The organism is Pseudomonas sp. LY-1 (genome assembly GCF_053502595.1).
This window is the reverse complement of record NZ_CP094353.1, coordinates 4,314,642-4,339,241: the sequence shown is the minus strand read 5'-3', so window position 1 is coordinate 4,339,241 and position 24,600 is coordinate 4,314,642. Positions and strand designations below refer to the sequence as shown.

Annotated in this window: 26 protein-coding genes and 1 pseudogene; 11 read left to right on the top strand and 16 right to left on the bottom strand. The window is 63.0% G+C overall.

Annotated features, from left to right (window positions below; translation table 11 throughout):
• From MOQ67_RS19755 to cysG, 4 genes are read left to right on the top strand one after another with little or no spacing between them, the layout of a single operon-like run.
• A complete protein-coding gene (locus MOQ67_RS19755) occupies positions 1-1,323 on the top strand; it encodes a replication-associated recombination protein A (protein WP_017848041.1) in 1,323 nt (440 codons plus the stop codon).
• Complete coding sequence (gene crcB / locus MOQ67_RS19750; protein WP_017848040.1) at positions 1,323-1,697, top strand: fluoride efflux transporter CrcB; 375 nt, start codon at positions 1,323-1,325, stop codon at positions 1,695-1,697. The genes MOQ67_RS19755 and crcB overlap by 1 nt, the downstream gene beginning before the upstream one ends.
• Positions 1,698-1,713: 16 nt before the next feature.
• Positions 1,714-2,994, top strand: coding sequence for a serine--tRNA ligase (gene serS / locus MOQ67_RS19745; protein ID WP_017848039.1), 1,281 nt, complete (start codon positions 1,714-1,716; stop codon positions 2,992-2,994).
• Positions 2,995-4,389: a siroheme synthase CysG gene (cysG, locus tag MOQ67_RS19740; RefSeq protein ID WP_198717577.1), complete on the top strand. Its 1,395-nt coding sequence runs from the start codon at positions 2,995-2,997 to the stop codon at positions 4,387-4,389.
• 106 nt (positions 4,390-4,495) lie between these two features.
• On the opposite strand, the gene MOQ67_RS19735 is transcribed toward cysG, so the two are convergent.
• The 6 genes from MOQ67_RS19735 to tusD form a co-directional block, all read right to left on the bottom strand.
• The gene (locus tag MOQ67_RS19735) at positions 4,496-5,491 is read right to left on the bottom strand and encodes a glutathione S-transferase family protein (protein ID WP_198717578.1); all 996 of its coding nucleotides are present in this window, start codon (positions 5,489-5,491) and stop codon (positions 4,496-4,498) included.
• 88 nt (positions 5,492-5,579) lie between these two features.
• On the bottom strand, positions 5,580-6,581 hold the full coding sequence (locus MOQ67_RS19730; protein WP_198717579.1) for a glycosyl transferase family protein: 1,002 nt from the start codon (positions 6,579-6,581) through the stop codon (positions 5,580-5,582).
• Positions 6,578-6,913, bottom strand: a complete 336-nt coding sequence (locus MOQ67_RS19725) for a TusE/DsrC/DsvC family sulfur relay protein (RefSeq protein WP_104902886.1) — start codon at positions 6,911-6,913, stop codon at positions 6,578-6,580. The genes MOQ67_RS19730 and MOQ67_RS19725 overlap by 4 nt, the downstream gene beginning before the upstream one ends.
• Positions 6,910-7,188 (bottom strand): sulfurtransferase complex subunit TusB, encoded by a 279-nt coding sequence (gene tusB, locus MOQ67_RS19720; RefSeq protein WP_017848034.1) that lies wholly within the window; start codon positions 7,186-7,188, stop codon positions 6,910-6,912. Before tusB ends, MOQ67_RS19725 begins: the two co-directional genes overlap by 4 nt.
• The gene (tusC, locus tag MOQ67_RS19715) at positions 7,188-7,538 is read right to left on the bottom strand and encodes a sulfurtransferase complex subunit TusC (RefSeq protein ID WP_017848033.1); all 351 of its coding nucleotides are present in this window, start codon (positions 7,536-7,538) and stop codon (positions 7,188-7,190) included. Before tusC ends, tusB begins: the two co-directional genes overlap by 1 nt.
• 1 nt (position 7,539) lies before the next feature.
• A complete protein-coding gene (gene tusD, locus MOQ67_RS19710; RefSeq protein ID WP_046382916.1) occupies positions 7,540-7,932 on the bottom strand; it encodes a sulfurtransferase complex subunit TusD in 393 nt (130 codons plus the stop codon).
• Positions 7,933-8,090: 158 nt separating this feature from the next.
• Here tusD and MOQ67_RS19705 point away from each other — a divergent pair, with 158 nt between their 5' ends.
• Entirely contained in the window at positions 8,091-9,272 is a 1,182-nt protein-coding gene (locus tag MOQ67_RS19705; RefSeq protein WP_057004417.1) for a CaiB/BaiF CoA transferase family protein, read from the top strand.
• A gap of 114 nt (positions 9,273-9,386) precedes the next feature.
• On the opposite strand, the gene MOQ67_RS19700 is transcribed toward MOQ67_RS19705, so the two are convergent.
• The gene (locus tag MOQ67_RS19700) at positions 9,387-9,881 is read right to left on the bottom strand and encodes a SprT family zinc-dependent metalloprotease (RefSeq protein ID WP_026140162.1); all 495 of its coding nucleotides are present in this window, start codon (positions 9,879-9,881) and stop codon (positions 9,387-9,389) included.
• A gap of 129 nt (positions 9,882-10,010) precedes the next feature.
• Complete coding sequence (locus MOQ67_RS19695; protein ID WP_046382918.1) at positions 10,011-10,613, bottom strand: Yip1 family protein; 603 nt, start codon at positions 10,611-10,613, stop codon at positions 10,011-10,013.
• A 303-nt stretch (positions 10,614-10,916) separates the two neighbouring features.
• Between MOQ67_RS19695 and ttcA the strand changes: the two genes are divergently transcribed.
• On the top strand, positions 10,917-11,741 hold the full coding sequence (ttcA, locus tag MOQ67_RS19690) for a tRNA 2-thiocytidine(32) synthetase TtcA (protein WP_017848028.1): 825 nt from the start codon (positions 10,917-10,919) through the stop codon (positions 11,739-11,741).
• Between the two features lie 67 nt (positions 11,742-11,808).
• Positions 11,809-12,480 carry a DNA-3-methyladenine glycosylase I gene (locus tag MOQ67_RS19685; protein WP_017848027.1) on the top strand — a complete coding sequence of 224 codons (672 nt, stop codon included), beginning with the start codon at positions 11,809-11,811 and terminating at the stop codon, positions 12,478-12,480.
• A gap of 84 nt (positions 12,481-12,564) precedes the next feature.
• Here MOQ67_RS19685 and MOQ67_RS19680 read toward each other — a convergent pair whose 3' ends face one another.
• From MOQ67_RS19680 to arsC, 3 genes are read right to left on the bottom strand one after another with little or no spacing between them, the layout of a single operon-like run.
• Positions 12,565-12,984, bottom strand: coding sequence for a DUF2069 domain-containing protein (locus MOQ67_RS19680; RefSeq protein WP_017848026.1), 420 nt, complete (start codon positions 12,982-12,984; stop codon positions 12,565-12,567).
• The gene (gene wrbA / locus MOQ67_RS19675) at positions 12,968-13,582 is read right to left on the bottom strand and encodes an NAD(P)H:quinone oxidoreductase (RefSeq protein ID WP_046485241.1); all 615 of its coding nucleotides are present in this window, start codon (positions 13,580-13,582) and stop codon (positions 12,968-12,970) included. The genes MOQ67_RS19680 and wrbA overlap by 17 nt, the downstream gene beginning before the upstream one ends.
• Positions 13,579-13,932 (bottom strand): arsenate reductase (glutaredoxin), encoded by a 354-nt coding sequence (gene arsC, locus MOQ67_RS19670; RefSeq protein ID WP_198717580.1) that lies wholly within the window; start codon positions 13,930-13,932, stop codon positions 13,579-13,581. Before arsC ends, wrbA begins: the two co-directional genes overlap by 4 nt.
• Before the next feature lie 115 nt (positions 13,933-14,047).
• Here arsC and MOQ67_RS19665 point away from each other — a divergent pair, with 115 nt between their 5' ends.
• Complete coding sequence (locus tag MOQ67_RS19665; RefSeq protein WP_017848023.1) at positions 14,048-14,509, top strand: TlpA disulfide reductase family protein; 462 nt, start codon at positions 14,048-14,050, stop codon at positions 14,507-14,509.
• Positions 14,510-14,624: 115 nt separating this feature from the next.
• On the opposite strand, the gene MOQ67_RS19660 is transcribed toward MOQ67_RS19665, so the two are convergent.
• From MOQ67_RS19660 to MOQ67_RS19645, 4 genes are all read right to left on the bottom strand, one after another.
• A complete protein-coding gene (locus tag MOQ67_RS19660) occupies positions 14,625-15,029 on the bottom strand; it encodes an META domain-containing protein (protein ID WP_017848022.1) in 405 nt (134 codons plus the stop codon).
• Positions 15,026-15,466 carry a hypothetical protein gene (locus MOQ67_RS19655; RefSeq protein WP_017848021.1) on the bottom strand — a complete coding sequence of 147 codons (441 nt, stop codon included), beginning with the start codon at positions 15,464-15,466 and terminating at the stop codon, positions 15,026-15,028. Before MOQ67_RS19655 ends, MOQ67_RS19660 begins: the two co-directional genes overlap by 4 nt.
• Before the next feature lie 71 nt (positions 15,467-15,537).
• Positions 15,538-16,527, bottom strand: a complete 990-nt coding sequence (locus MOQ67_RS19650) for a 2-hydroxyacid dehydrogenase (protein ID WP_017848020.1) — start codon at positions 16,525-16,527, stop codon at positions 15,538-15,540.
• Between the two features lie 74 nt (positions 16,528-16,601).
• Entirely contained in the window at positions 16,602-19,355 is a 2,754-nt protein-coding gene (locus tag MOQ67_RS19645) for a response regulator (protein WP_026140161.1), read from the bottom strand.
• Between the two features lie 204 nt (positions 19,356-19,559).
• Between MOQ67_RS19645 and MOQ67_RS19640 the strand changes: the two genes are divergently transcribed.
• Both MOQ67_RS19640 and MOQ67_RS19635 read left to right on the top strand, forming a co-directional pair.
• Entirely contained in the window at positions 19,560-20,288 is a 729-nt protein-coding gene (locus MOQ67_RS19640) for a response regulator transcription factor (protein ID WP_198717581.1), read from the top strand.
• Positions 20,275-21,645, top strand: coding sequence for a sensor histidine kinase (locus tag MOQ67_RS19635; protein ID WP_198717582.1), 1,371 nt, complete (start codon positions 20,275-20,277; stop codon positions 21,643-21,645). The genes MOQ67_RS19640 and MOQ67_RS19635 overlap by 14 nt, the downstream gene beginning before the upstream one ends.
• Before the next feature lie 3 nt (positions 21,646-21,648).
• Here the strand turns inward: MOQ67_RS19635 and MOQ67_RS19630 are convergent, their stop codons facing one another.
• Positions 21,649-22,164: a DUF2062 domain-containing protein gene (locus tag MOQ67_RS19630; protein WP_017848016.1), complete on the bottom strand. Its 516-nt coding sequence runs from the start codon at positions 22,162-22,164 to the stop codon at positions 21,649-21,651.
• Positions 22,165-22,299: 135 nt separating this feature from the next.
• Between MOQ67_RS19630 and MOQ67_RS19625 the strand changes: the two are divergent.
• Positions 22,300-24,535, top strand: a pseudogene (locus tag MOQ67_RS19625) (DNA internalization-related competence protein ComEC/Rec2).
• The last annotated feature ends 65 nt before the right edge of the window (positions 24,536-24,600 follow it).

The window sequence follows — 24,600 nt, the reverse complement described above, 5'->3', positions numbered from 1 at the left end:
ATGGACCTGTTTCGAAGTGACCCGATCGCTCAACCCCTGGCCGCACGCTTGCGTTCGACCAACCTGGATGAGTACGTCGGTCAGGAACACCTGCTCGCTCGCGGCAAGCCTTTGCGCGAAGCCCTGGAGCAGGGAGCGCTGCACTCGATGATTTTCTGGGGGCCGCCGGGGGTGGGTAAAACCACGCTGGCGCGGCTGTTGGCGAAAGTCTCGGATGCTCACTTCGAAACGGTCTCGGCGGTGCTGGCTGGGGTCAAGGAGATCCGCCAGGCGGTGGAAGTGGCCAAGCAGCAGGCCGGGCAATACGGCAAGCGCACCATCTTGTTCGTCGACGAAGTGCATCGCTTCAACAAGTCGCAGCAGGACGCGTTCTTGCCGTATGTCGAAGACGGCACGCTGATTTTTATCGGTGCGACCACCGAGAACCCGTCCTTTGAATTGAACAACGCCTTGCTCTCGCGGGCGCGGGTGTATGTGCTCAAGAGCCTGGATGAAGCGGCGATGCAAAAGCTGCTGCAGCGCGCCTTGAGCGAAGACAAGGGCTTGGGCAAGCGCCAGTTGAGCCTCAGCGATGAAGGCTTCAAGATCCTGTTCAGCGCCGCCGACGGCGATGGGCGGCGCTTTCTGAACCTGCTGGAGAACGCCTCCGACCTGGCCGAGGACGGCAGCGAGATTGGCGTCGAACTCCTGCAAAGCCTGCTCGGCGACACGCGCCGGCGTTTCGACAAGGGGGGTGAAGCGTTCTACGATCAGATTTCGGCGCTGCACAAATCGGTGCGCGGCTCCAACCCCGACGGCGCGTTGTACTGGTTCGCGCGCATGATCGACGGTGGCTGCGACCCGCTCTACCTCGCGCGCCGCGTGGTGCGTATGGCCAGCGAAGACATCGGCAACGCCGACCCCCGCGCCTTGAGCCTGTGCCTCGCGGCGTGGGAAGTGCAGGAGCGCCTGGGCAGCCCCGAAGGCGAGCTGGCGGTGGCCCAGGCCATTACCTACCTGGCCTGCGCGCCGAAAAGCAACGCGGTGTACATGGGCTTCAAATCGGCACTGCGCGCCGCGGCCGAACATGGCTCCCTTGAAGTGCCGCTGCACCTGCGCAATGCGCCGACCAAATTGATGAAACAACTGGGTTACGGCGATGAATACCGCTACGCCCACGATGAACCGGACGCCTATGCCGCCGGCGAAGATTACTTCCCCGACGCGCTTGAGCCGCAGCCGTTCTACCAGCCGGTGCCCCGTGGCCTGGAGCTGAAGATCGGTGAAAAGCTCAATCACCTCGCTCAACTCGACCGTCTCAGCCCCAAACAGCGGAGAAAGTAGTGCTCAAGACGATTCTTGCCGTGTCCGTTGCCGGCATCGCTGGTACATTATTGCGTTTCGCCACTGGTAATTGGGTTAACGCCAACTGGCCGAGGCATTTTTATACGGCGACCCTGGCGGTCAACCTGGTGGGCTGCCTGATCATCGGGCTGTTGTACGGTTGGTTCCTGTTGCGCCCGGAAGTGCCGATTGAAATTCGTGCCGGCTTGATTGTCGGCTTTGTAGGCGGTCTGACGACCTTTTCATCCTTTTCACTGGATACGGTGCGCCTGCTGGAAAGCGGGCAGGCCCTGGTTGCCTTCGGGTACCTGGGCATCAGCGTGTTCGGCGGGCTGCTCGCCACCTGGGCCGGCCTGTCCTTGACCAAACTTTGATAAACGAGAGACCGACATGCTCGATTCCAAACTGTTACGTAGCAACCTTCAGGACGTAGCGGACCGCCTGGCATCCCGTGGCTTTGCCTTGGATGTTGCGCGCATCGAAGCGCTGGAAGAACAGCGCAAGACCGTCCAGACCCGCACCGAAGCACTGCAGGCTGAGCGTAATGCGCGTTCCAAGTCCATCGGGCAAGCCAAGCAGCGCGGTGAAGACATCGCGCCGTTGATGGCGGATGTCGAGCGCATGGGCACCGAGCTGTCCGACGGCAAACTCGAACTGGACAAGATCCAGGGCGAGCTGGATTCGATCCTGCTGGGCATTCCGAACCTGCCGCACGAGTCGGTGCCGGTCGGTGCGGACGAAGACGGCAACGTCGAAGTGCGCCGCTGGGGCACGCCAAAGGCCTTTGATTTCGCGATCAAGGACCACGTCGCCCTGGGCGAACTGAACGGCGGCCTGGATTTCGAAACCGCCGCCAAGCTGTCCGGTGCGCGCTTTGCCTTGCTGCGCGGCCCGATTGCCCGCCTGCATCGCGCCCTGGCGCAGTTCATGATCAACCTGCACACCGGCGAGCACGGCTACGAAGAGGCCTACACCCCGTATCTGGTTCAGGCGCCGGCCCTGCAGGGCACCGGCCAGTTGCCGAAGTTCGAGGAAGACCTGTTCAAGATCAGCCGCGATGGCGAAGCCGACCTGTACCTGATCCCGACCGCCGAAGTGTCGCTGACCAACATCGTCGCCGGCGAGATCCTCGACGCCAAGCACCTGCCGCTCAAGCTCGTCGCCCACACGCCGTGCTTTCGCAGTGAAGCCGGTGCATCGGGGCGCGACACTCGCGGCATGATCCGCCAGCACCAGTTCGACAAAGTCGAGATGGTGCAGGTTGTCGAGCCGTCGACCTCCATGGAAGCCCTCGAAGGCCTGACCGCCAACGCCGAACGCGTGCTGCAACTGTTGGAGCTGCCGTACCGCGTGCTGGCGCTGTGTACCGGCGACATGGGGTTCAGCGCCGTGAAGACCTACGACCTCGAAGTGTGGGTGCCGAGCCAGGACAAATACCGCGAGATCTCGTCGTGCTCCAACTGCGGTGATTTCCAGGCCCGTCGCATGCAGGCGCGTTTCCGCAACCCGGAAACCGGCAAGCCGGAACTGGTGCATACCCTCAACGGTTCGGGCCTGGCTGTAGGCCGTACCCTGGTGGCCGTGCTCGAAAACTACCAGCAGGCCGACGGTTCGATCCGTGTGCCGGATGTGCTCAAGCCGTACATGGCGGGCATCGAGGTCATCGGCTAAATGGAATTTCTGCCGCTGTTTCATAACCTGCGCGGCAGTCGTGTGTTGGTCGTCGGTGGCGGGGAGATTGCCTTGCGCAAGTCCCGCCTGCTGGCCGACGCCGGTGCGCTGCTGCGGGTGGTTGCTCCCCAGATCGAAGACCAGTTGCGTGAACTGGTGCTGGGCAGTGGCGGGGAACTGACCGTGCGCGGTTATCAGGAGGCCGACCTTGACGGTTGCACCCTGATCATCGCCGCAACGGATGACGAACCGCTGAACGCGCAAGTGTCCAGTGATGCCAAGCGCCGTTGCGTACCGGTCAACGTGGTGGATGCGCCAGCCCTGTGCAGCGTGATCTTCCCGGCGATTGTCGACCGTTCGCCCTTGGTGATCGCGGTGTCCAGTGGCGGCGATGCGCCGGTGTTGGCGCGCTTGATCCGGGCCAAGCTGGAAACCTGGATTCCGTCCACGTATGGCCAGTTGGCCGGGCTGGCGGCGCGCTTTCGGGCCCAGGTCAAGCGTTTGTACCCGGACGTGCAGCAGCGCCGCGCGTTCTGGGAAGAAGTCTTCCAGGGCCCGATTGCCGACCGGCAACTGGCCGGGCAGGGCGATGAAGCCGAGCGTTTGCTGATCGAAAAGGTCAACGGCGCGCCGCCTTATGCGCCTGGCGAAGTCTACCTGGTGGGCGCCGGCCCCGGCGATCCGGACCTGTTGACCTTCCGCGCCTTGCGTTTGATGCAGCAAGCCGATGTGGTGCTCTACGACCGTCTGGTGGCCCCAGCGATTCTTGAGCTGTGCCGTCGTGATGCCGAGCGCGTCTACGTGGGCAAGCGTCGCGCCGATCACGCCGTGCCCCAGGACCAGATCAACCAGCAATTGGTCGACCTGGCCAAGCAAGGCAAGCGCGTGCTGCGCCTCAAGGGCGGCGATCCGTTCATCTTCGGCCGTGGCGGCGAAGAGATCGAAGAGCTGGCGGCCCATGGCATTCCGTTCCAGGTGGTGCCGGGGATCACGGCGGCCAGCGGCTGCGCGGCGTATGCCGGGATTCCGTTGACCCACCGTGACTATGCGCAATCGGTGCGCTTTATCACCGGGCACTTGAAGAACGGCACCTCGGACCTGCCTTGGGGTGATCTGGTGGGCCCGTCGCAGACCCTGGTGTTCTACATGGGCTTGATCGGTTTGCCGATCATCTGCGAACAGTTGATCAAGCATGGACGTTCGGCGGACACGCCAGCGGCGTTGATCCAGCAGGGCACCACGTCCAACCAGCGCGTGTTCACCGGCACCCTGGCCGACCTGCCGCGCCTGGTGGCGGAGCATGAAGTGCATGCGCCGACGCTGGTGATCGTCGGTGAAGTGGTGGTGCTGCGCGAGAAGCTCAAATGGTTTGAAGGCGCCCAGGCCCAGGTCTGAGCCTGAATGCATCGGGGGCAAGCCCCCTCCCACATTTTGGAATGCCTTCCAATGTGGGAGGGGGCTTGCCCCCGATGAGGCCATTAGATCCAACCCATCCTCTGGATCAACGCCAGACGCCCTTAGCGCTCAACCGCCCGCGATCATGCTCGGCATCAAACACCTGCAACGGCCCCTTGGGCACAATCCCCGTCGGATTGATGGTGCGGTGGCTGGCATAGTAATGCCCCTTGATGTGCGCAAAGTCGACCGTCTCGGCCACTCCCGGCCATTGATAGATTTCCCGCAACCAATTCGACAGATTCGGATAATCCGCAATCCGCCGCAGGTTGCATTTGAAGTGGCTGTAATACACCGCATCAAATCGAATCAGCGTGGTAAACAGCCGAACATCCGCCTCGGTCAGGTACTCACCGGCCAGGTAGCGATGCTCGCCCAGGTGCTGTTCCAAGTGGTCCAGTTCGGCAAACACATCATCGAACGCACGCTCATAGGCCTGCTGCGAGGTGGCGAAGCCTGCGCGGTACACGCCGTTGTTCACGGCGGGGTAGATGCGCTCGTTCAGCGCATCGATGCGCGGGCGCAGAGCCTCGGGGTAGAAGTCCAGGGTGTTGCCGGTCAGCCCGTTGAACGCGCTGTTGAACATGCGGATGATCTCCGCTGATTCATTGCTGACGATGCGCTTGAGTTGTTTGTCCCACAGCACCGGCACCGTGACGCGCCCGGTGTAATCGGCCGTGTCGGCGGTGTAGCGCTGGTGCATGAACGCGAAGCCATCCAGCGAGTCGCCGCTGGAGCCGCGGGCCTTGTCGAAGGTCCAGCCGTTTTCCAGCATCAGCCAGCTGACCACGGACACGTCGATCAGACCTTCCAGCCCCTTGAGTTTGCGCAGGATCAGCGTGCGATGGGCCCACGGGCAGGCGAGCGACACATACAGGTGGTAACGATCGGCTTCGGCCTTGAAGCCAGCTTCGCCGCTGGGGCCGGGCTGGCCGTCAGCGGTCACCCAGTGGCGGCGTTGTGCCTGTTCCCGCTGGAACGCGCCATCCGCGCTACTTTCGTACCACTGGTCGTGCCAGCGTCCTTCAATCAGCAAACCCATGACTGGCTCCTTGGCTAATAAGCGTTGGAGTCCAGTCTAAAGGGATGAGTTCGAACTAAAAGCGCAAAGATTGCGGGGGAATGATCGATTAAATCGATTTATCCCGTGCGTCCCAGTATTGCTGGGCCAATTCGAACGCTTGCTCCCGCGGATGACCGAGGCCGCGCAAGGCCAGGGCCATGGTGGCGATCAAGGCGAGTTGCGGGTAGCTGTCCTCGACCTCGCCGCGCCACAGCGCTTTCAACTGCTCGGGCTCCAGGCTGGCCGGTTTGACATGGCGCTGGGCGGCGAGGGCGGGCCATTCTTCGTCCCAGCTTTCGCCACCGGTGCTGCCGTAGAGGTGGCTGATCGTGTCGGGGTTGATCTCGATTTCGCCGCCATCGCCCTTGACCACAATCACCGTGTCGCCGAGCAGGCCGCTGGCATCGCGGTGTACGCCCTGGTAGCCGGGATGGAAGATGCTTTGCAGGCCGCAGCGTGCATTCAGCGGGTTGAGCAGGCGTGCCAGGGAGTGGATCGGCGAGCGCAGGCCCAGGGTGTTGCGCAGGTCGATCATGCGTTGCAGTTGCGGGGCCCAGTCGCCCAGCGGGATGAATGCCAGGTTGCCGTGCTCGAAGGCCGTCTCGACCTGCTGCCAATTGCGGCACAGCGGGATCTGTAGACTTTCCAGCAATTGCTCGGTGTACAGCCGGCCGGCCGTGTGGGCGCCGCCGCCATGCATGAGGATGCGTACACCGTTCTGCGCCAGGCACTTGGCGGCCAGCAGGAACCACGGCAGGTGGCGCTTTTTGCCGGCATAGGTCGGCCAGTCGATATCCACCTTCAGCGCCGGGGCGTGCAGGCGCTCGCGCACCGCTTCGGTGAAACCGGCGAGTTCTTCCGGGCTTTCCTCTTTGTGGCGCAGCAGCATGAGGAAGGCACCGAGCTGGGTGTCTTCGACTTTTTCGTCAAGCAGCATGCCCATGGCTTCGCGGGCTTCTTCGCGGGTCAGGTTGCGCGCACCGCGCTTGCCTTTGCCCAGGATACGCACGAACGGCGCAAACGGGTGCTCGGGAGGGGTTTCGAGGGGCAGCGGAGCAAAGTCGGTCATAAGCAATTCGTCGGTCTGGGCAGGCCGGCCAGCTTGGCGGCGAGTTTGGCGGGAGTGCCGTTGAACAGTTTGTTGAGGTGCAGGCTGTTGCCCTTGTCCGTGCCCAGCTTCAAGGCGGTGTACTTGATCAGCGGGCGTGTGGCAGGGGACAGCTGGAACTCTTGATAAAACTGGCGCAGCAGCTCGAGGATTTCCCAATGCGCCGGGGTCAGCTCGAGGGCTTCGGCGGCGGCGAGGGCGTTGGCCACGTCGGCCGACCACTCGTTCAGGTCGACGAGGTAGCCGTCCTTGTCCAGTTCGAGGGTGCGCGCGCCCACGGTCAGGGTGTTCATAGCCAGGTGTTGACCTTGTCGTAGTCGATCGACAGTTGCACGAAACCTGGGTAATCCACGCAGTCGGCCCAGTCGGGCAGCGGCAGGTTGCGCGCCAGGCTGTCTTCGGCCAGCACAAAGACCTTCACGCCTTTGGTCAGCAGCGCCGGGTGACGCAGCCCGTAGGCGCCGTCGCCACAGAGCAGGATCGCATCGTCGCTGCCACAGACGCGCAGGCAGCTGTCGAGGCGGCTATCGGTAAACGGGGAGTGGGACACCACATGTAAAGTCGACATCAGAGGGTTATCACCTGGTCGTAACGGTCAATCAACTGGGAAATCTGTTCGTCGTTCAGCGGCTGTGCATTGACCGGGTGCGTCAGCCCGCGCGCAGCCAGGCTGTGGCCGCAGGCAAACACCTCGTCGATACCGAACAGCCCCAGTGCCTGCAGGTTGGCGCCGAGGTCTTTTTGCTGCACGGCCTTGGCGTCCTGGTGCGGCGCCAGTTGGAACACGCCGTCATCCAGGAACAACAGGCCGATGGGCAGATCGAACGCGCCGCCGGCCAATACGATATCCAGGGCTTCCCGCGCGCTCGGCCCGGACCACGGTGCCTGGCGGCTGATCACCAGCAAGGATTTGGACATGTCACGGCCCTCCAAAACAGATCAGGCGGTCGGCGGCCTGGGTCGCGTCGTGCAATTGCCCAAGGCCCGACAGCTCCCATGGCGCCTCCAGGTTCACCGCGCTGCGCTGGTAACGCGCGGCTTCTTCGCTGTCGAGCACGCCACGACGCAGGGCGGCGGCGATGCACACCACGGCGTCCAACTGATGCGCGCTGACAAACTCACGCCATTGGCGAGCGATGTCTTGCTCATCCTGTGGCGCAACGATGGTGTTGGAGGCACTGTAGACGCCGTCCTGATAAAAAAACAGGCGCACAATCTCGTGTCCGCCGGCCAGCGCCGCCTGGGCGAACAGCAAGGCGCGACGCGAGGAGGGCGCATGGGCGGCGGAAAACAGTGCTATCGCAAATTTCATGGAACCCCCTGCAAGCAAACGTAGGCCAATGATAAGGCCGCCGCCGGGAAAAAGCCCGCCGTGATCAAAACGGTCACTGCCGATGATCGTTCTGACGATTGCCGTCGGCGCTGAAGGCTGACTACGCTGTCGCCAGTCGAATCGGAAACGGAGTCTCCATGTCAGGTCCCTTGGCGTCGCTCAAAGTACTGGATTTTTCCACCTTGCTGCCCGGCCCGTTTGCGTCGCTGATGCTGGCAGACATGGGCGCCGAGGTGCTGCGCATCGAATCGCCCACGCGCATGGACCTGCTGCGCGTGCTGCCGCCCCACGATCAGGGTACCTCGGCCAGCCATGCTTACCTCAATCGCAATAAGCGCAGCCTCGCCCTGGATCTGAAGCAGGCCGAGGCGCTGGAGATTGTGCGCGAGCTGGTCAAGGGCTACGACATCGTGCTCGAACAGTTTCGCCCCGGGGTGATGGAGCGCCTGGGCCTGGGGTATGCGGCGTTGAAGGCGATCAACCCGCGGCTGATTTATGTGTCGATCACCGGGTACGGTCAGACCGGCCCCTACAAGGACCGCGCCGGGCACGACATCAACTACCTGGCGTTGGCCGGAGTGGCCAGCCATACCGGGCGGCGGGACAGCGGGCCGCTGCCGTTGGGCGTGCAATTGGCGGATGTCGCCGGCGGCTCGCTGCACGCGGTGGTGGGCCTGCTCGCGGCGGTGATTGCGCGGCAACAGAGCGGCGTTGGCCAGTACCTGGATGTGAGCATGACCGACTGCTCGTTCAGCTTGAATGCCATGGCCGGCGCTGGCTACCTGGCCTGTGGCGTGGAGCCGGGGTGGGAGACCCATGTGCTCAATGGCGGCAGTTTCTACGATTATTACCGTTCCCGCGATGGGCGCTGGATGTCGGTCGGCAGTCTGGAACCGGCATTCATGCAGCAATTGTGCGCCGCGTTGGGGCGACCGGAACTGGCGGCACAAGGTTTGTCGCCCGAGCCTGAGCAGCAAAAGGCGCTCAAGCAGGCGCTGCAGGTTGAGTTTGAGAAGCGCAGCTTCGAGGAGTTGTGCGAGTTGTTTGCCGGGGTCGATGCGTGCGTCGAACCGGTGTTGAGCCTGAGCGAAGCCGTGGAGCATCCGCAGTTGAAGGCGCGGGAACTGGTCACCCAGGTGCCGCGGCCCGACGGCTCGACCCAGGCGCAGATGGCTTGCCCGCTGAAGTTCTCCGAAGGGTTGCCAGCCCCTCGGCATATCGGGGCCGCGGTGGGCGCGCACAGTGATGAAGTGCTGATGGAATTGGGCTTGAGCTCACAGCGCATCAGCGCGTTGCGTGCTGCCAAGGTGATTGTGTAGTGACTGGGCGGGCCTCATCGGGGGCAAGCCCCCTCCCACAATTAGCTCTGTGAACAGGGTCAAAATGTGGGAGGGGGCTTGCCCCCGATGAGGCCCTCACACACACCGCATATTTCACTCAACGCGAGTTTCCCCGGTAAACACCAACGTCTGCCGACAGCGCCTGCACAGATAACGCCGCCCCTGCCTCACCAGCCCATGGCGCTGTGACGAAAACGGGAAGTCGCTGTCGGCACACGGGCAGCGGTAGATATAGCGGGTCACCTGGCGGCGCTTGATCTCATAGGTGTGGCAACGGTCTGGCGGCAGTTCATACACGCCGCGCATGATCAGTTGCCATTCCTCGCCATGGGGCTGGATGCGCTCGCCAAACAATTGGTGGGCGATCAGGTGCGCCACTTCATGGGCCACGGTCTGTTTCAGGAAGTGTTGGCTGTTTTCTCGGTACAACTGTGGGTTGAAGCGCAACAGATTTTCGTGCAAATGCGCGACACCGGCTTTCTGGCCCCGCAACTTGAGGCTGACCTGGGGGCGTTTGAAGCTTCGTTTGAAAAAGGATTCGGCTAGCAGGAAACAATCTTCGACGCGGGTATTGAGTTGCTCGGGCATGCTGTACATCTCTCCAGAGATGTCCAGTATGCCGCAAAGGCGGGTGTTTCCGAATCGGTCAGGCGCCGAATGGTCATGCATGACGCACAAAGCCACCTTGCGGTGGCCTTGCCTGCTGGGTGAAACCGCTTAGTTGGTATAGATCGGGCCAACGCCCAGGCCCCAGACGATCACGGTGAACGCCATGATTGCCACCAGCACGACCAGGCCCACGGCCAGCACCGAGCTGGAAAACAGAAAGCCTTCGTCCGGATCGATGCTCATGAACGTCGGCAACCCCACATACAGCAGGTACACCGTGTAACAGATCGCCGCCGTGCCGACGACCATCCCCAGCCACATGTGCGGGTAGAGCGCCGCCAGCCCGCCGATGAACAACGGTGTCGCGGTGTAGGTGGCAAAGGCGACACAACGCGCCATGCTGGGGCTGGCGTCGTAGGTGCGCGCCATCCAGTGAATGAAGGCGCCCATGACCGCTACGCCGCCTAGCATCGCCAGGTACGACATGACGGTCATCCACAAGGCGCTTTCCTGGGTCAACATGACCGGGGAGCGACTGCCGATGACCCAGCCGACCTGGGTGGTGCCGATAAAGGCTGATACGGCGGGGATCGCCGCGAGAATCAAGGTGTGAGTGAGGTACATGTGGCTGACGCTTTCTTCTTTATCGCCACGAATTTCCCGCCATTCCTGGTCGGGATGGGTAAAAAGCCCCACGACGTGATGGATCATGCCAGTCACTCCTGTCGTTATTACCATCGCCCCCCATCGGAGCGCCCACGGGCCAGATGGCCTGAAAGGTCTGGATAGTTATGTGCGACCTCAAGTCGCAGTATAGGAAGTGATGACCGGAAAAACCGTAGGGCTTTAGAGCAAATTGCGCTGTAAACAGTGGGCTTAATCGCGGCGCGGTCTGTCGTTGGCAATGCACTCAAGTGGGGGAGGAGGTTTGCTCCCTCCCACATTGGAACTTGGTCAACCTTACCGGTAAAATACCGCGCTTTTCGTCACACACCTCTAGCGGATCCAAGCGCCATGGGCACTCTTACGGTCAACCAGAACAAACTGCAAAAACGCCTGCGTCGCCTGGCCGGTGAAGCGGTCGCCGATTTCAACATGATCGAGGACGGCGACAAGGTCATGGTCTGCCTCTCCGGCGGCAAAGACAGCTACACCATGCTCGACGTGCTGCTGCACCTGCAAAAGGTTGCGCCGATCAAGTTCGAGATCGTTGCCGTCAACATGGACCAGAAACAACCGGGCTTCCCCGAAGACGTGCTGCCGGCCTACCTCAAGACACTGGGCATCGAGTACCACATCGTCGAAAAAGACACCTATTCGGTGGTCAAGGAGCTGATCCCGGAGGGCAAGACCACCTGCTCGCTGTGTTCGCGCCTGCGCCGTGGCACGCTCTACACGTTTGCCGATGAGATCGGTGCGACCAAGATGGCCCTGGGGCATCACCGCGACGATATCGTCGAGACATTCTTCCTCAACATGTTCTTCAACGGCTCCCTCAAGGCCATGCCGCCCAAGCTGCGCGCCGATGACGGACGCAACGTGGTGATTCGCCCGCTGGCGTATTGCAACGAGAAGGACATCCAGGCCTACTCCGACTTCAAGCAATTCCCGATCATCCCGTGCAACCTGTGCGGCTCCCAGGAAAACCTGCAGCGCCAGGTGGTCAAGGAGATGCTCCAGGACTGGGAACGCAAGACCCCAGGGCGTACCGAGAGTATCTTCCGCAGCTTGCAGAACGTGATCCCGTCGCAGTTGGCCGACCGTAACCTGTTCGACTTCACCAGCCTGCGTATCGACGAGAACGCCGCTTCGCGCTTCGTCAACGTGGTGAACCTCTGACGTTTCTCAACGCTCTGAACGACGGCGCTCACAGGCGCCGTTTTCATTTCAATCCCCAGGAGAGGGCATGCGCGATTACAAGTGGCTGCACGAATATTGTCTGAACCGCTTCGGTTCGGCGGCCGAACTGGAAGCCCGTCTGCCTGTCCCCAAGACGCCGGCGCAATTACGCCAGATCAGTGATGATCGCTACCTGTCGACCCTGGCGCTGCGGGTTTTCCGCGCCGGGCTCAAGCACAGCGTGGTGGATGCCAAATGGCCTGCATTCGAGCAGGTGTTCTTTGGCTTCGACCCGGAAAAAGTCGTGCTGATGGGCGCCGAGCACCTGGAGCGCTTGATGCAGGACACGCGCATCATCCGCCACCTGGGCAAGCTCAAGAGCGTGCCACGCAACGCGCAGATGATCCTGGATATCGCCCAGGAGAAGGGTAGTTTCGGCGCGTTTATCGCCGACTGGCCGGTGACCGATATCGTCGGCTTGTGGAAATACCTGAGCAAGCACGGTCATCAGTTGGGCGGGCTGTCGGCGCCGCGCTTTCTGCGCATGGTGGGCAAGGATACGTTCGTGCCGAGCGATGACGTGGTCGCGGCACTGCACGCGCAGAAGATCGTCGACAAGGCCCCCACCAGCCTGCGCGACCTGGCGACGGTGCAAGGGGCGTTCAACCAGTGGCATGCCGAGAGCGGGCGGCCGATGTGTCAGTTGTCGATGATGCTGGCGTATACGGTCAATCATTGAGACCGAGGTGATGCCATCGCGGGCAAGCCCACTCCCACAGGAAACTGCATTCCAGATGTGGGGCTTGCCCGCGATGACGGCGGGTCAGGCTGGCTGACCCTCGCCGGCCAAGCGCCGATCCAACTGGAACCGCCAGCGCACATACAGCAACGCCGTACAGAACAGCGCCAGGCTCGCGAGCATTTCCAGCACGCCGAACCACTGGCGGTTCGGGTCATACGCCGCCAGTGCGCCCTTGATGAAATACAGGTTCACCACAAAGCACATCCACGAATGCCCGCGTGCGCTGCCGATCAGTATCCCCGGCGCCAGCACCAGCAGCGGCACCAGTTCGATCAGCAGGATCACCCACGGCCGTGCGCCGTGCAGGTCGGCGACGAACAGGTAATACACGCAGAGCAGGCCCACCAGGCCGAAAAACGCCAGCAGGCTCAGGGCGCGTGCGACTTTGACCCGCGGCTCCAGCCACGCCTGGGGTGGCAGGATCTTAGGTTTTTTGGCCACGGCCGTTCTCCAGCAACGCAGCGGTTTTCGCCAGGCGCAGGCCGAGGGCCTTGCACAGGGCGATTTCATGTTGATCCAGCAGGCGCTTGCCGTCGGGGCCAGCATGGTGGCTGGCGCCATAAGGCGTACCGCCACCCTGGGTGTCGAGCAGCGCTTGTTCGCTGTAGGGCAGGCCGGTGATCAGCATGCCGTGGTGCAGCAGCGGCAGCAGCATCGACATCAGCGTGGTCTCCTGGCCGCCGTGCAGGCTGGCGGTGGAGGTGAACACCCCGGCCGGTTTGCCGACCAGGGCGCCGGTCAGCCACAGGTTACTGGTGCCGTCGATAAAGTACTTCAATGGCGCGGCCATATTGCCGAAGCGGGTCGGGCTGCCCAGGGCCAGGCCTGAACAGTTCTTCAGATCATCCAGGCTGGCATACAGCGCGCCTTCGGCCGGAATGCTCGGCGCTACGGCTTCGCACTCGCTGGAGATCGCCGGTACGGTGCGCAGGCGCGCTTCCATCCCGCCTTGTTCGATGCCTCGGGCAATGTGCCGGGCCATTTCGCTGACCGAGCCGTTGCGGCTGTAATACAACACCAGCACATACGGCGCACTCACGGCAGGATCTCCAGCACGCTCTCCGGTGGGCGGCCGATGATGGCTTTGTCGGGGGTTTCGAGGATCGGACGTTCCATCAACTTGGGGTGCTCGGCGATGGCGGCGATCAACTGTGTTTCGCTGAGCGTCGCGTCTGCCAGGTTGAGGGTTTTGTATTCCTCTTCGCCGGTGCGCAGCAATTGGCGTGCGCTGATCCCCAGTTTGCCCAGCAGGGCCTTCAGTTGCGCGGCATTCAGCGGGGTTTCCAGGTAGCGCACCACCGTCGGCGCGAGGCTGCGTGCTTCCAGCAGTTCGAGCGCTCCGCGGGATTTCGAGCAGCGCGGGTTGTGATAAAGCGTCAGATCGGTCATGTGCGGGTCGCATCTTGCGTAAGGTGGCGGGTATTCTACCTGCGCTGCGCCCGGTCCTTAAACCGTAAGAGGCGATCCGTCGCAGCCAACGTTCATTTTTGCGAAGGATTACCCCATGACAAGGCGACTGATCGGTGCATTGGCGATCATCACAACCCTGCTGCTCAGCGGCTGCGGTAATGACTACGGCGTTGACCAATATGGCCAGAAAGTGGCGGCCGAACGCCTGGACAAGCAATGGCTGGTGGTCAACTACTGGGCGGAATGGTGTGGCCCGTGCCGCACGGAAATCCCGGAACTCAATGCCTTGGCTGAACAGCTCAAAGGGCAGAACGTCGGCGTGTTCGGGGTCAATTTCGACAATGTGCAGGGCGCGGAACTGAAGGAAGCCAGTGACAAGCTGGGCATCAAGTTCACCGTGCTGGCGCAGAACCCGGACGGGATCTTTGATATTCCACGCAGCGAAGCGTTGCCGGTGACTTACATCATCGACGACAAGGGCAAGGTGCGTGAGCAGTTGATGGGCGAACAGACGGCGCAAGGCGTGCTGGCCAAGCTCAAGGCCCTGCGCGGTTGAGCATGCGGGAGGGGGCTTGCTCCCGATGGCGGTGTGTCAGCCAACATATTCGGTACTGACATAGCGCAATCGGGAGCAAGCCCCCTCCCACAGTTAGATCCCATTGAGCCTGCTATCAGCCTTCTTCCAGCCACAGGCGGATAGGCTTGCCTTCGGCCGGCCAGAAGCGGGTCTGCTCGATCGGCGAGATGTCCCAGCGCTCAACGCCTTGCAGGGCCTGGAAGAAGCGGTGTTCCTGCTCCATCAGGGCGTCGCCGCAGAGTTTGCGCGTACTGCCGATCTTGCCGAAGCTGAGTTTGTCGCCCTCCACGGTGTACGGCGCAAACCAGTGGTTGCACCCGCCGTTGCCGTAGGCGCGCCCATCGGCGCCCAGAGTGACACTCAGGTGCGCGTAATCCATCAGCGGCCGCTCACCGATCCATTCCACCACGTAGCTGTGATCCCGCTCGAGCTTTGCCGCGTCGCCAGCGCAGCCCATCAGGCTCGCGCCGACGGCGGCCAGCAGAAGCAGGCCTTTCATTGCGCGGCCTTCTGGCATTTCGGGCAGCGGTGCTTGGCGCCTTCGCTGGCCCAGCCCAACTCGGCAATGCGCGCATTGGCGGCCGGTTGCAGCGGTTCCTTGGTCAGCTTGGTCTCCACCGCGAATTCAAACTCCAGCACGGCCTCGCAGCTGTCGCAGTTGACCTTCCAGGTGTGAATCTCCAGTTCGCCGAACTTCGGCCCCTGGGCCATGGCGACCCACTGGCCTGCCGGGCGGATGGAGTAGCGCGCGTCGCCTTCGACGGTGAGGCGCATCGACAGGGTTTTACTGCCGCGCAGGGTGACGATCAGTACGTCGCCATGCTTGATCGAACCACCGTTGCCGGTGACCTGATAGCGGCCCGGCACCAGGGCGCGGCATTCGATCAGGGTGTGTTGCGGGCTCAGCAAGCTGAAGCGGAAATCGTGTTCGGCCATGGTTCCTCCAAATAGGCGCGGCATCCTAGCACGCGCGCCTGCGGATCATGCGCCTGGTATGTGACCGCTGATCATCCGTCGACACGATTCTGCGCCCGGCCATCGGCCCAGGCCGCAATGTTGGCCAGGGTGGTCTCGGCGATCGCCGCCAGGGCTTCGCGGGTGAGAAATGCCTGGTGCGCGGTGATGATCACATTGGGGAACGTCAGCAGGCGCGCGAGCACGTCGTCCTGCAGGGGCAGGTCGGAGCGGTCCTCGAAAAACAGCTGGGCTTCTTCTTCATACACATCCAGCCCCAGGTAGCCGAGTTGGCCGTCCTTGAGCGCTTCGATCAGCGCGGGGGTGTCCACCAGGCCGCCGCGCCCGGTGTTGATCAGCATCGCGCCGGGCTGCATCTGCGCCAGGGAGCGGGCGTTGATCAGGTGCTTGCTGTCGGTGGTGAGCGGGCAGTGCAGGCTGATGATCTGCGCTTCGGCCAGCAGCTCGGGCAGGCTCACATAGCGCGCACCGAGCGCTTGGACCAGCGGGTTGGGGAACGGGTCGTAGGCCAGCAGGTGGCAGCCGAAACCGGCCATGATCTTGGCGAAGGTGGCGCCGATCTGCCCGGTGCCGACCACGCCGACGGTCTTGCCGACAAGGTCGAAGCCGGTCAGGCCATGCAGGCTGAAATCGCCCTCGCGGGTGCGGTTGTAGGCACGGTGCAGGCGCCGGTTCAGGGCGAGAATCAGCGCCACGGCATGTTCGGCGACGGCATGAGGCGAATAGGCGGGCACACGCACGATGGTCAGGCCCAGGCGTTTGGCAGCGGCGAGGTCGACATGGTTGTAACCGGCCGAGCGCAGCGCGATCAAGCGGGTGCCGCCCGTGGCCAGGTGCTCGAGCACGGGCGCGCTGAGGTCATCGTTGATAAACGCGCAGACCACTTCGTGGCGTTCGGCCAGGGCCACGGTGTCGAGGGTGAGCCGGGCGGGCTGGAATTGCAGTTCCAGGCCGGGCGGCAGCGGCACGCCGAGAAAACTGTCGCGGTCGTAGGTCTGGCTGCTGAAAAGAATGACGCGCATGAAAAAGCTCCCTGCAATGTACGTTTTGGTAACGCGGACCCTGTGGGATCGGGCCCGGCGTTGTAAAAAAAATCTCAGGCGCTGACCCGCGCTTCACTGGCCAACCGGGCAATGGCCATGTCCAGCTCGTCCAGCGCGGCCATGGCCTTGGCGTCGTCCTGCTTGAGCAGGGTTTCGGCGCGTTGGCAGGCGGCGCGCAGTTGCGGTACGCCGCAGTAGCGGGTGGCGCCGTGCAGGCGATGGACGCGTTCGATCAAGGCATGGTTGTCATTGGCCTCCCGGGCGAGGGTAATGGCCAGGCGGTCGGCTTCGAGGGAGGCGAGCAACATGGCGAGCATGTCCGCCGCCAGGTCCGCCTTGCCCGCGGCCAGCCGCAGTCCTTCCTCGTGGTCCAGCACCAGCAATCGCACGCCTGGGCCGAGGCCTTCGGTCGGGCGCTCCGGCCCTTGGTTGCGCAGGGCCAGGCCGGTCCATTTCAGCACCACCTGGGCCAATTGCCGTTCGCTGATGGGTTTGGTCAGGTAGTCGTCCATGCCGCTTTGCAGCAGCGCACGCTTTTCGTTGGCCATGGCGTGGGCGGTGAGGGCCACCACCGGCAGCGGTGTGCCGTGGCGCTCGCTTTCCCACTGGCGAATCGCCTCGGTGCTTTGACGACCGTCCATGCCGGGCATCTGCACGTCCATCAGCACCAGGTCGAAGGTTTCCTGCTGGACGGCATTGATGGCCGCATAGCCGCTTTCCACGGCCTGGACCTTGGCGCCCATGTCTTCCAGCAGGGTTTGCACCAGCAACAGGTTCGCCGGGTTGTCATCCACGCAGAGCACCCGCGGCGCGCGGCTGGACAACGGTTCGCCCGGTTCGCAGCGTGTGGGGCGCGGGCTGATCAGGTCGGTCAGGGCGCGGCGCAGCTTGCGCGTACACGCGGGCTTGGCCTGCAACTGGCTGTTGGGGTTGGGCACCGACGGGCTGAACAGCATTTGCTCGGTGGTCGGGCACAGCACCAGCACCTTGCAGCCCAGGTGTTCGAGGTCCCACAGATGCTGGTTGAGGCGCTCGGGCGGGAGGTCATTGGCGGTGACGCCGAGTACCGCCAGGTCGATCGCCTGTTCGGTCTGATGCGCGCCGGTGATGCCGTTGGTCAGGCTTTCCAGGGTATTGAACGGCGTGACATCCAGGCCACAGTCTTCGAGCTGGTGTTGCAAGGCCTGGCGCGCCAGTTCGTGGTTTTCCAGCACGGCCACGCGGCGGCCGAGCAGCGGCGCGCAGGGCAGGTCTTCGACGTCGTCGCGGGTCTTGGGCAGGTTCAGGCTGATCCAGAATTCCGAGCCTTCGCCGGGTGTGCTGTCGACGCCGATTTCACCGCCCATCTGCTCGATCAAGCGCTTGGAAATCACCAGGCCCAGGCCGGTGCCGCCCGGTTGGCGCGACAGCGAGTTGTCGGCCTGGCTGAACGCCTGGAACAGCGCACGCACGTCCTGGTTGGACAGGCCGATGCCGGTGTCCTGCACGCTGATGCGCAGTTGCACACTGTCTTCCTGTTCATCCTCGATCATCGCCCGGGCCACGATGGTGCCTTCGCGGGTGAACTTGATCGCATTGCTGATCAGGTTGGTCAGGATCTGCTTGAGGCGCAGCGGGTCACCCACCAATGCCAGCGGCGTGTCGCGGTACACCAGGCTCACCAGTTCCAGCTGTTTGGCATGGGCGGCGGGGGCGAGGATGGTCAGGGTGTCTTGCAGCAGGTCACGCAGGTTGAAGGGCACGCTGTCGAGTACCAGCTTGCCGGCTTCGATTTTCGAGAAATCGAGGATCTCGTTGATGATGCCCAGCAGGTTATCGGCGGACTTTTCGATGGTGCCCAGGTAATCCAGCTGACGCGGTGTCAGCTCGCTTTTTTGCAGCAGATGGGTGAAGCCGAGGATGCCGTTGAGCGGGGTGCGGATCTCGTGGCTCATATTCGCCAGGAACTCCGACTTGATGCGACTGGCCTCCAGGGCTTCCTTGCGCGCCAGGTCTAGCTCGATGTTCTGGATCTCGATGGTTTCCAGGTTCTGGCGCACATCTTCGGTGGCCTGGTCGATGCTGTGCTGCAGTTCTTCCCGGGCGTTCTGCAGGGTCTCGGCCATGCGGTTGATGCCTGAGGCAAGTTGGTCCAGCTCCTGGCTGCCCAGCGCCGGCAAGCGGGTTTCCAGGTTGCCGTCCTTGAGTTGGGCCACGGCTTGCTTGATCTGGCCGATCGGCGAATTGATGGTGCGGCTGATGCGCAGGGCCAAGGTCGCCGTGCAGATCAGGCCGATGGCGATCAGCAGCAGGCTGGCGAACAGGCTGCGATAACCGCGCAGCAACATGCCGTTGTGGGACAGTTCCACCTCGACCCAGCCAAGCAAGCGGTCGGATTCATCGGGAATCAGCTCGCCGGCAAGGTTGCGATGACGGCCAAACACCGGCAGCAGATAGCGCGTGGCGTCGTTACCGGTGCGCTGCAACAGGTGCGAGCTGTTACCCACCGGCGGCTGGTTGAGCATGGTCGGGCCGGCGTGGGCCATCGACGAGCGGTCCGGCGCGAGGAAGGAAACGGCGCGCACGTCCGGTTGTTCCAGGGATTGGGTGGCGATGCGTTCGAGCAGGTCGGCGTTCTTGCTGCTCAGCGCCGGAGCCACCAGTGGGGCCAACTGCTCGGCGATCATTTCGCCACGTTGCAGCAACTGGGACTGCAACTCCGAGAGCTGCATCCAGGTGAAATAGCCGCCCAACAACAAGGCCATCAGACTGGTCGGTAATAAGGTCAGCAACAGTACGCGGCCTTTTATCCCCATTCTTCTAAGCACGCCACTCTCCTGCTACCACGTTGTGATCGATCGCCCGTGCAGGCATCCGGCCCGCACCCCTGCGCAGTGTAGCCATTTGCGCGGCGTGGAATCTTGCAAATTAATGACAGCAGGCAATCTTCGGGCCATTTGGCGCGACGTGGCGATTGCCTGGCGCGGGGGAATCTTGAATAATCAGTGATTGAGAATTACTTGCAGGCGCTAATGAATCCCGTGGAAGTTGGTCTACCCAGTATCCTGACCATCGAAGATGACCCCGTGCTGGGCGCCTATGTCCACGAGCATCTGGGGCGCTGTGGCTTTCAGGTCACGTGGTGCCGGAACGGCCAGCAAGGCCTGCAGATGGCCCGCGAGCACGTCTTCGACGTGGTGTTGATGGATATTCTGCTGCCGGGGCTGGACGGGCTGTCGATCCTCACGCATCTGCGCCAGAGCCATGCGGTCCCGGTGATCCTGGTGTCGGCCCTGGGCGCCGAAGCCGATCGCGTGAACGGCTTTCGCCTGGGTGCGGACGACTACCTGCCCAAGCCGTTCAGCATGATCGAGTTGCGCGTGCGTATTGAAGCCATCCTGCGCCGGGTGGCCCTGGATCGCCGTCCGCCGCTGAGTTTGCCGCCCGTGCGCGACGACGCCCGGAGCCTGCGCTTTGACGATGAACTGTCCGACGTCTTCTACCAGCAGCAGTGGGCCGGGCTGACCCGCAGCGAGTACCGCCTGCTGCAGACCTTGCACAACAACGGCGAGGAAGTGCTGAGCAAAGCCTTCCTTTATCAGCACGTGCTGCAGCGCGGTTATGCGCCCCATGACCGCAGCCTCGATATGCATATCAGCCAGATTCGCCGCAAACTCAAGAGCATCGGCTATAGCGAGCGTGAAGTGCGTACCGTCTGGGGTAAGGGCTATGTGTTGAGCGGTCACGATGAAGGCCTTTGAGGGAGGCTTGAAACGTCTGCCGGGCAGGCACTCGTTATTCTGGAAGTTGGCCTGCCTGCTGATTGCCTTCTGCTTGTTGATGATCTGGCTCAGTTGGTCCTGGGGCCGGTACATGGAGCAGCAGAACGCTTATCTGTCTGACACCTCCCGCGAGATTCTCAGCGGTTATGCGGCGGGAGCGGAGTTGGCCTGGAGTACCCAGGGCGCTGACGGTGTGGACGCCTGGTTGCAACTGATGGCTGCGCGTGAGCGCACCTGGATCGGCGTGATCGGCAACGACCTGCAATCTCTCGCCAGCACGCCGTTGACCGATAAGGAAAGCCAGCGCCTGACTTTTCTGCGCGGCCTGGACTGGCCGGTCAGCCGCCACGCCAAAGGCCTGCCATGGTTGAAAATCCCGTTTCCCCTGGACCCCAGTGTCGGCTCGCTGGTGATCGAGTTGCCCCAGCGCTTTATGCCGGGGCGCTACCAACTGTTCTGGCGGGTGGTGACCAATGGCGTGATTCCCGGTCTGTTTACCCTGTTGTTGTGCATCGGCCTGTACCGGCTGCTGATCATGCCGCTCAATCAATTGCGCGAGCAGGCCAACGCCTGGCGTGCCGATCAATTGAACACGCGGCTATCCCACGATGCCACCAGCCGCCAGGATGAATTGGGCGAGCTGGGGCGGGCGTTTGACCATATGTCCGAGCGGTTGCAGGGCACGGTGGTATTGCAGCAACAGCTGTTGCGGGACATGTCCCATGAACTGCGCACCCCCCTGAGCCGTTTGCGCGTGGCCTGTGACAGCGAGCAGGATCTGGCGCAACTGCGTGAACGGCTGGGGCGGGAGATCGACGTCATGCAGCGTCTGGTCGAGGACAGCCTGCAATTGGCCTGGTTGGACACCGAGCGGACGCCGCTGCCTGTCGAAGACATTCAGGTTCAGGCGTTGTGGGACATGCTCAAGGACAACGCCTGTTTCGAAAGCGATTGGCCAGCCTCGCTGCTGCCATGCCTGCTGGGGCCGGATTGTTGGGTACGCGGCAATCTGAACGCCCTGGCCCAGGCGCTGGAAAATATCCTGCGCAACGCCATACGGCATTCACCTGCCGGCGGTGTCGTCAGCCTCGATGGGCGCCGTGATGGCGCATATTGGCACCTATGGCTGGAGGATCAGGGCGGAGGTATTGACGAACGCGATCTGGAACGGATCTTCGCGCCGTTCATCCGCCTGGACGGCTCACGGCCTGGCGACGGTGGCTTCGGGCTGGGGTTGAGCATCGCGCGCAATGCGGTGCAACGTCAGGACGGCAGCTTGTGGGCGGAGAATACCGGCCAGGGCTTGCGTGTGCATCTGCGTTTGTGGGCAGCCTAGGACTCAAGCGCGACGCAGTTTGCGTTTATTCCATTGGTGCGCGACCCACCAGCGCCAATAACCCATGGTCAGGCAATAGGCCAGCGCGCCCAACACCACACCCAGTACCAGCGAGCCGAGCAGGAACGGCTGCCACAGCGTGCTCAACTGACCGCTGATCCACTCCCACGTCAGGTCGTCGGGCAGGCTGCGCGCCGGCACGTTCATCAGCCAGGCGCCGGTCATGTAGGTACACAGGAACACCACTGGCATGGTGATCGGGTTGGTCAGCCACACCAGGCTGATGGCAATCGGCATATTGCCCCGCACCGTGATCGCCAGCACCGCCGCCAAGAGCATCTGCAAGGGGATCGGGATAAACGCCGCAAACAGGCCTACCGCCATGGCGCGGGCTACCGAGTGCCGATTCAGGTGCCAGAGGTTCGGGTCATGCAGCAAGGTGCCCAGAAACTGTAATGACTTGTGTTCCCTGATACTGGTGGGGTCGGGCATGTACCGTTTGAATAAGCGCCGGGGCATAAGGGGTCCAGATCAAGTCGAGGGGCAAGTATGCGCGCATTCTATAAACAGAAAATTCAGACTTTGTGACAAAACATCATAGGCTGCGGCCGGGGGGCAGCTAAGACTGAATGGATCACGTCAAAGGAATGATCCATGAGGACAGGGATGTTCGCGCTTGCACTCGGGCTGCTTGCGCTGCGATTTCTACCCGCACTGCCGTCTGCCGGGATGCTGTTGGCCCTGGCAGTGGTGGCGTTGATGCTGCTGCCGTTTCGCACTTATCCGCTGGCGTTTTTCCTGTTCGGCTTGTGTTGGGCATGTGTGAGCGCGCAGTGGGCGCTGGATGACCGCTTGCGTCCGCCGCTCGACGGCCAGACGCGTTGGCTGGAGGGGCGTGTGAGCGGGTTGCCGCAGCAGACTGACAGCGGCGTGCGTTTCGAACTGAGCGACAGCCGGTCGCGCAACGCCCGCATGCCCGCGCGCATTCGGCTGTACTGGCACGGTGGCCCACCGGTACGCAGCGGTGAGCGTTGGCGCCTCGCGGTGACGCTTAAACGTCCGTCGGGGCTGCTCAACTTCCATGGCGTCGACCATGAAGCCTGGCTGCTCGCCCAGCGCATCGGTGCCACCGGCTCGGTAAAGGACGGCGAACGCCTGGCGCCGGCCCGCAACGCTTGGCGCGACGCGGTCCGTCAGCGCTTGATGGCGGTGGACGCCCAAGGGCGCGAGGCGGGGTTGGCGGCCCTGGTGCTGGGGGACGGCTCCGGGCTGACGGCCGACGACTGGCGTGTCTTGCAGGACACCGGCACGGTGCATTTGCTGGTCATTTCCGGCCAGCACATTGGCCTGTTGGCGGGGTTGATCTACGCGCTCGTCGCCGCTCTGGCGCGCTCTGGCGCGCTACGGCTGCTGGCCGCGCACCTGGCCGTGGCTGCCGTGGGCGTGTGGCCTGGCGTTTACCGCGGCGTTGGGGTACGGCCTGCTGGCGGGGTTCGGCGTGCCGGTGCAGCGCGCCTGTGTAATGGTGGGGCTGGTGCTGCTGTGGCGTTTGCGTTTCCGTCATCTGGGCATCTGGTGGCCGCTGTTGCTGGCGTTCAATAGCGTGCTGATCCTTGAGCCGTTGGCCAGCTTGCAGCCGGGGTTCTGGTTGTCCTTTGCGGCCGTGGCGGTACTGGGGCTGACGTTCGGCGGTCGGTTAGGACGCTGGAGTGCTTGGCAGGCATGGACCCGTCCGCAATGGTTGATAGCCATCGGTCTTTTCCCGGTGTTGCTGGTGCTGGGTTTGCCCATCAGCCTCAGCGCGCCGCTGGCCAATCTATTTGCGGTGCCGTGGATCAGCCTGGTGGTGTTGCCCCTGGCCCTGCTCGGGACGGCATTGCTGGCGGTGCCGTTCGTGGGCGCGGGCTTGTTGTGGCTGGCGGGTGGGGCGCTGGACGGCTTGTTCAACGCCCTGGCGCTGCTGGCGGGGCAATTGCCCGCGTGGATACCGGCCGAGGTGCCCATGGGCTATTGGCTGGTTAGCCTGGTCGGTGCGGTGTTGCTGTTGCTGCCCAAGGGTGTGCCGTTTCGGCTGCTCGGCTGGCCGATGCTGTTGTTGGCGGTGTTCCCGCCGCGCGAGCCGGTGCCCCACGGGCAGGTGGACGTACTGCAACTGGATGTCGGGCAGGGGCTGGCGTTGATCCTGCGCACCCGCCATCACACCTTGCTCTACGATGCCGGCCCGCGCTCCGGGGCGGTCGATCTCGGCGCGCGGGTGGTGTTGCCGTCGCTGAAGAGGCTCGGGGTAGACGCTCTGGACATGATGTTACTGAGCCATGCCGATGCCGATCATGCCGGCGGTGCGGCGGCTGTCGCCCGTGGGCTGTCGATCAAACGGGTCGTCGGTGGCGAAACCGAAGGGTTGCCGGCGCTTCTCGACACTCAGCCTTGTATCAGCGGTGAACAATGGGCGTGGGACGGCGTGTCCTTTGAATTGTGGCAATGGCCAGACGCAGTTGATGGCAACCCCAAATCCTGTGTATTGCACATACAGGCCAATGGCGAGCGCCTGCTGCTCACCGGCGATATCGATCGCGCCGCAGAGCAGGCGTTTCTGGCCTCGACCCTGGCGGTGCCGACCGATTGGCTGCAAGCCCCTCACCATGGTAGCCGCAGTTCGTCATCCTGGCCGTTTCTGCAGCGGCTGGCGCCGAAGTCGGTGCTGATTTCCCGAGGGCGCGGCAATGCGTTCGGTCATCCTCATCCACAGGTGGTGGAGCGCTATCAAGCGTTGGGAACGCAGGTGTATGACAGCGCCGAACAGGGCGCGGTACGTTTGCGATTGGGCGCCTTTGCGCCACCGATTGTTGCGCGCAGTCAACGCCGCTTCTGGCGAGAAGCGCTACCGTAAGCGCACGTTACCAATGGCCGAAGCCTGTGATCGGCGGGTCGTGGGTCGACGAGCCCCGCTGCCTG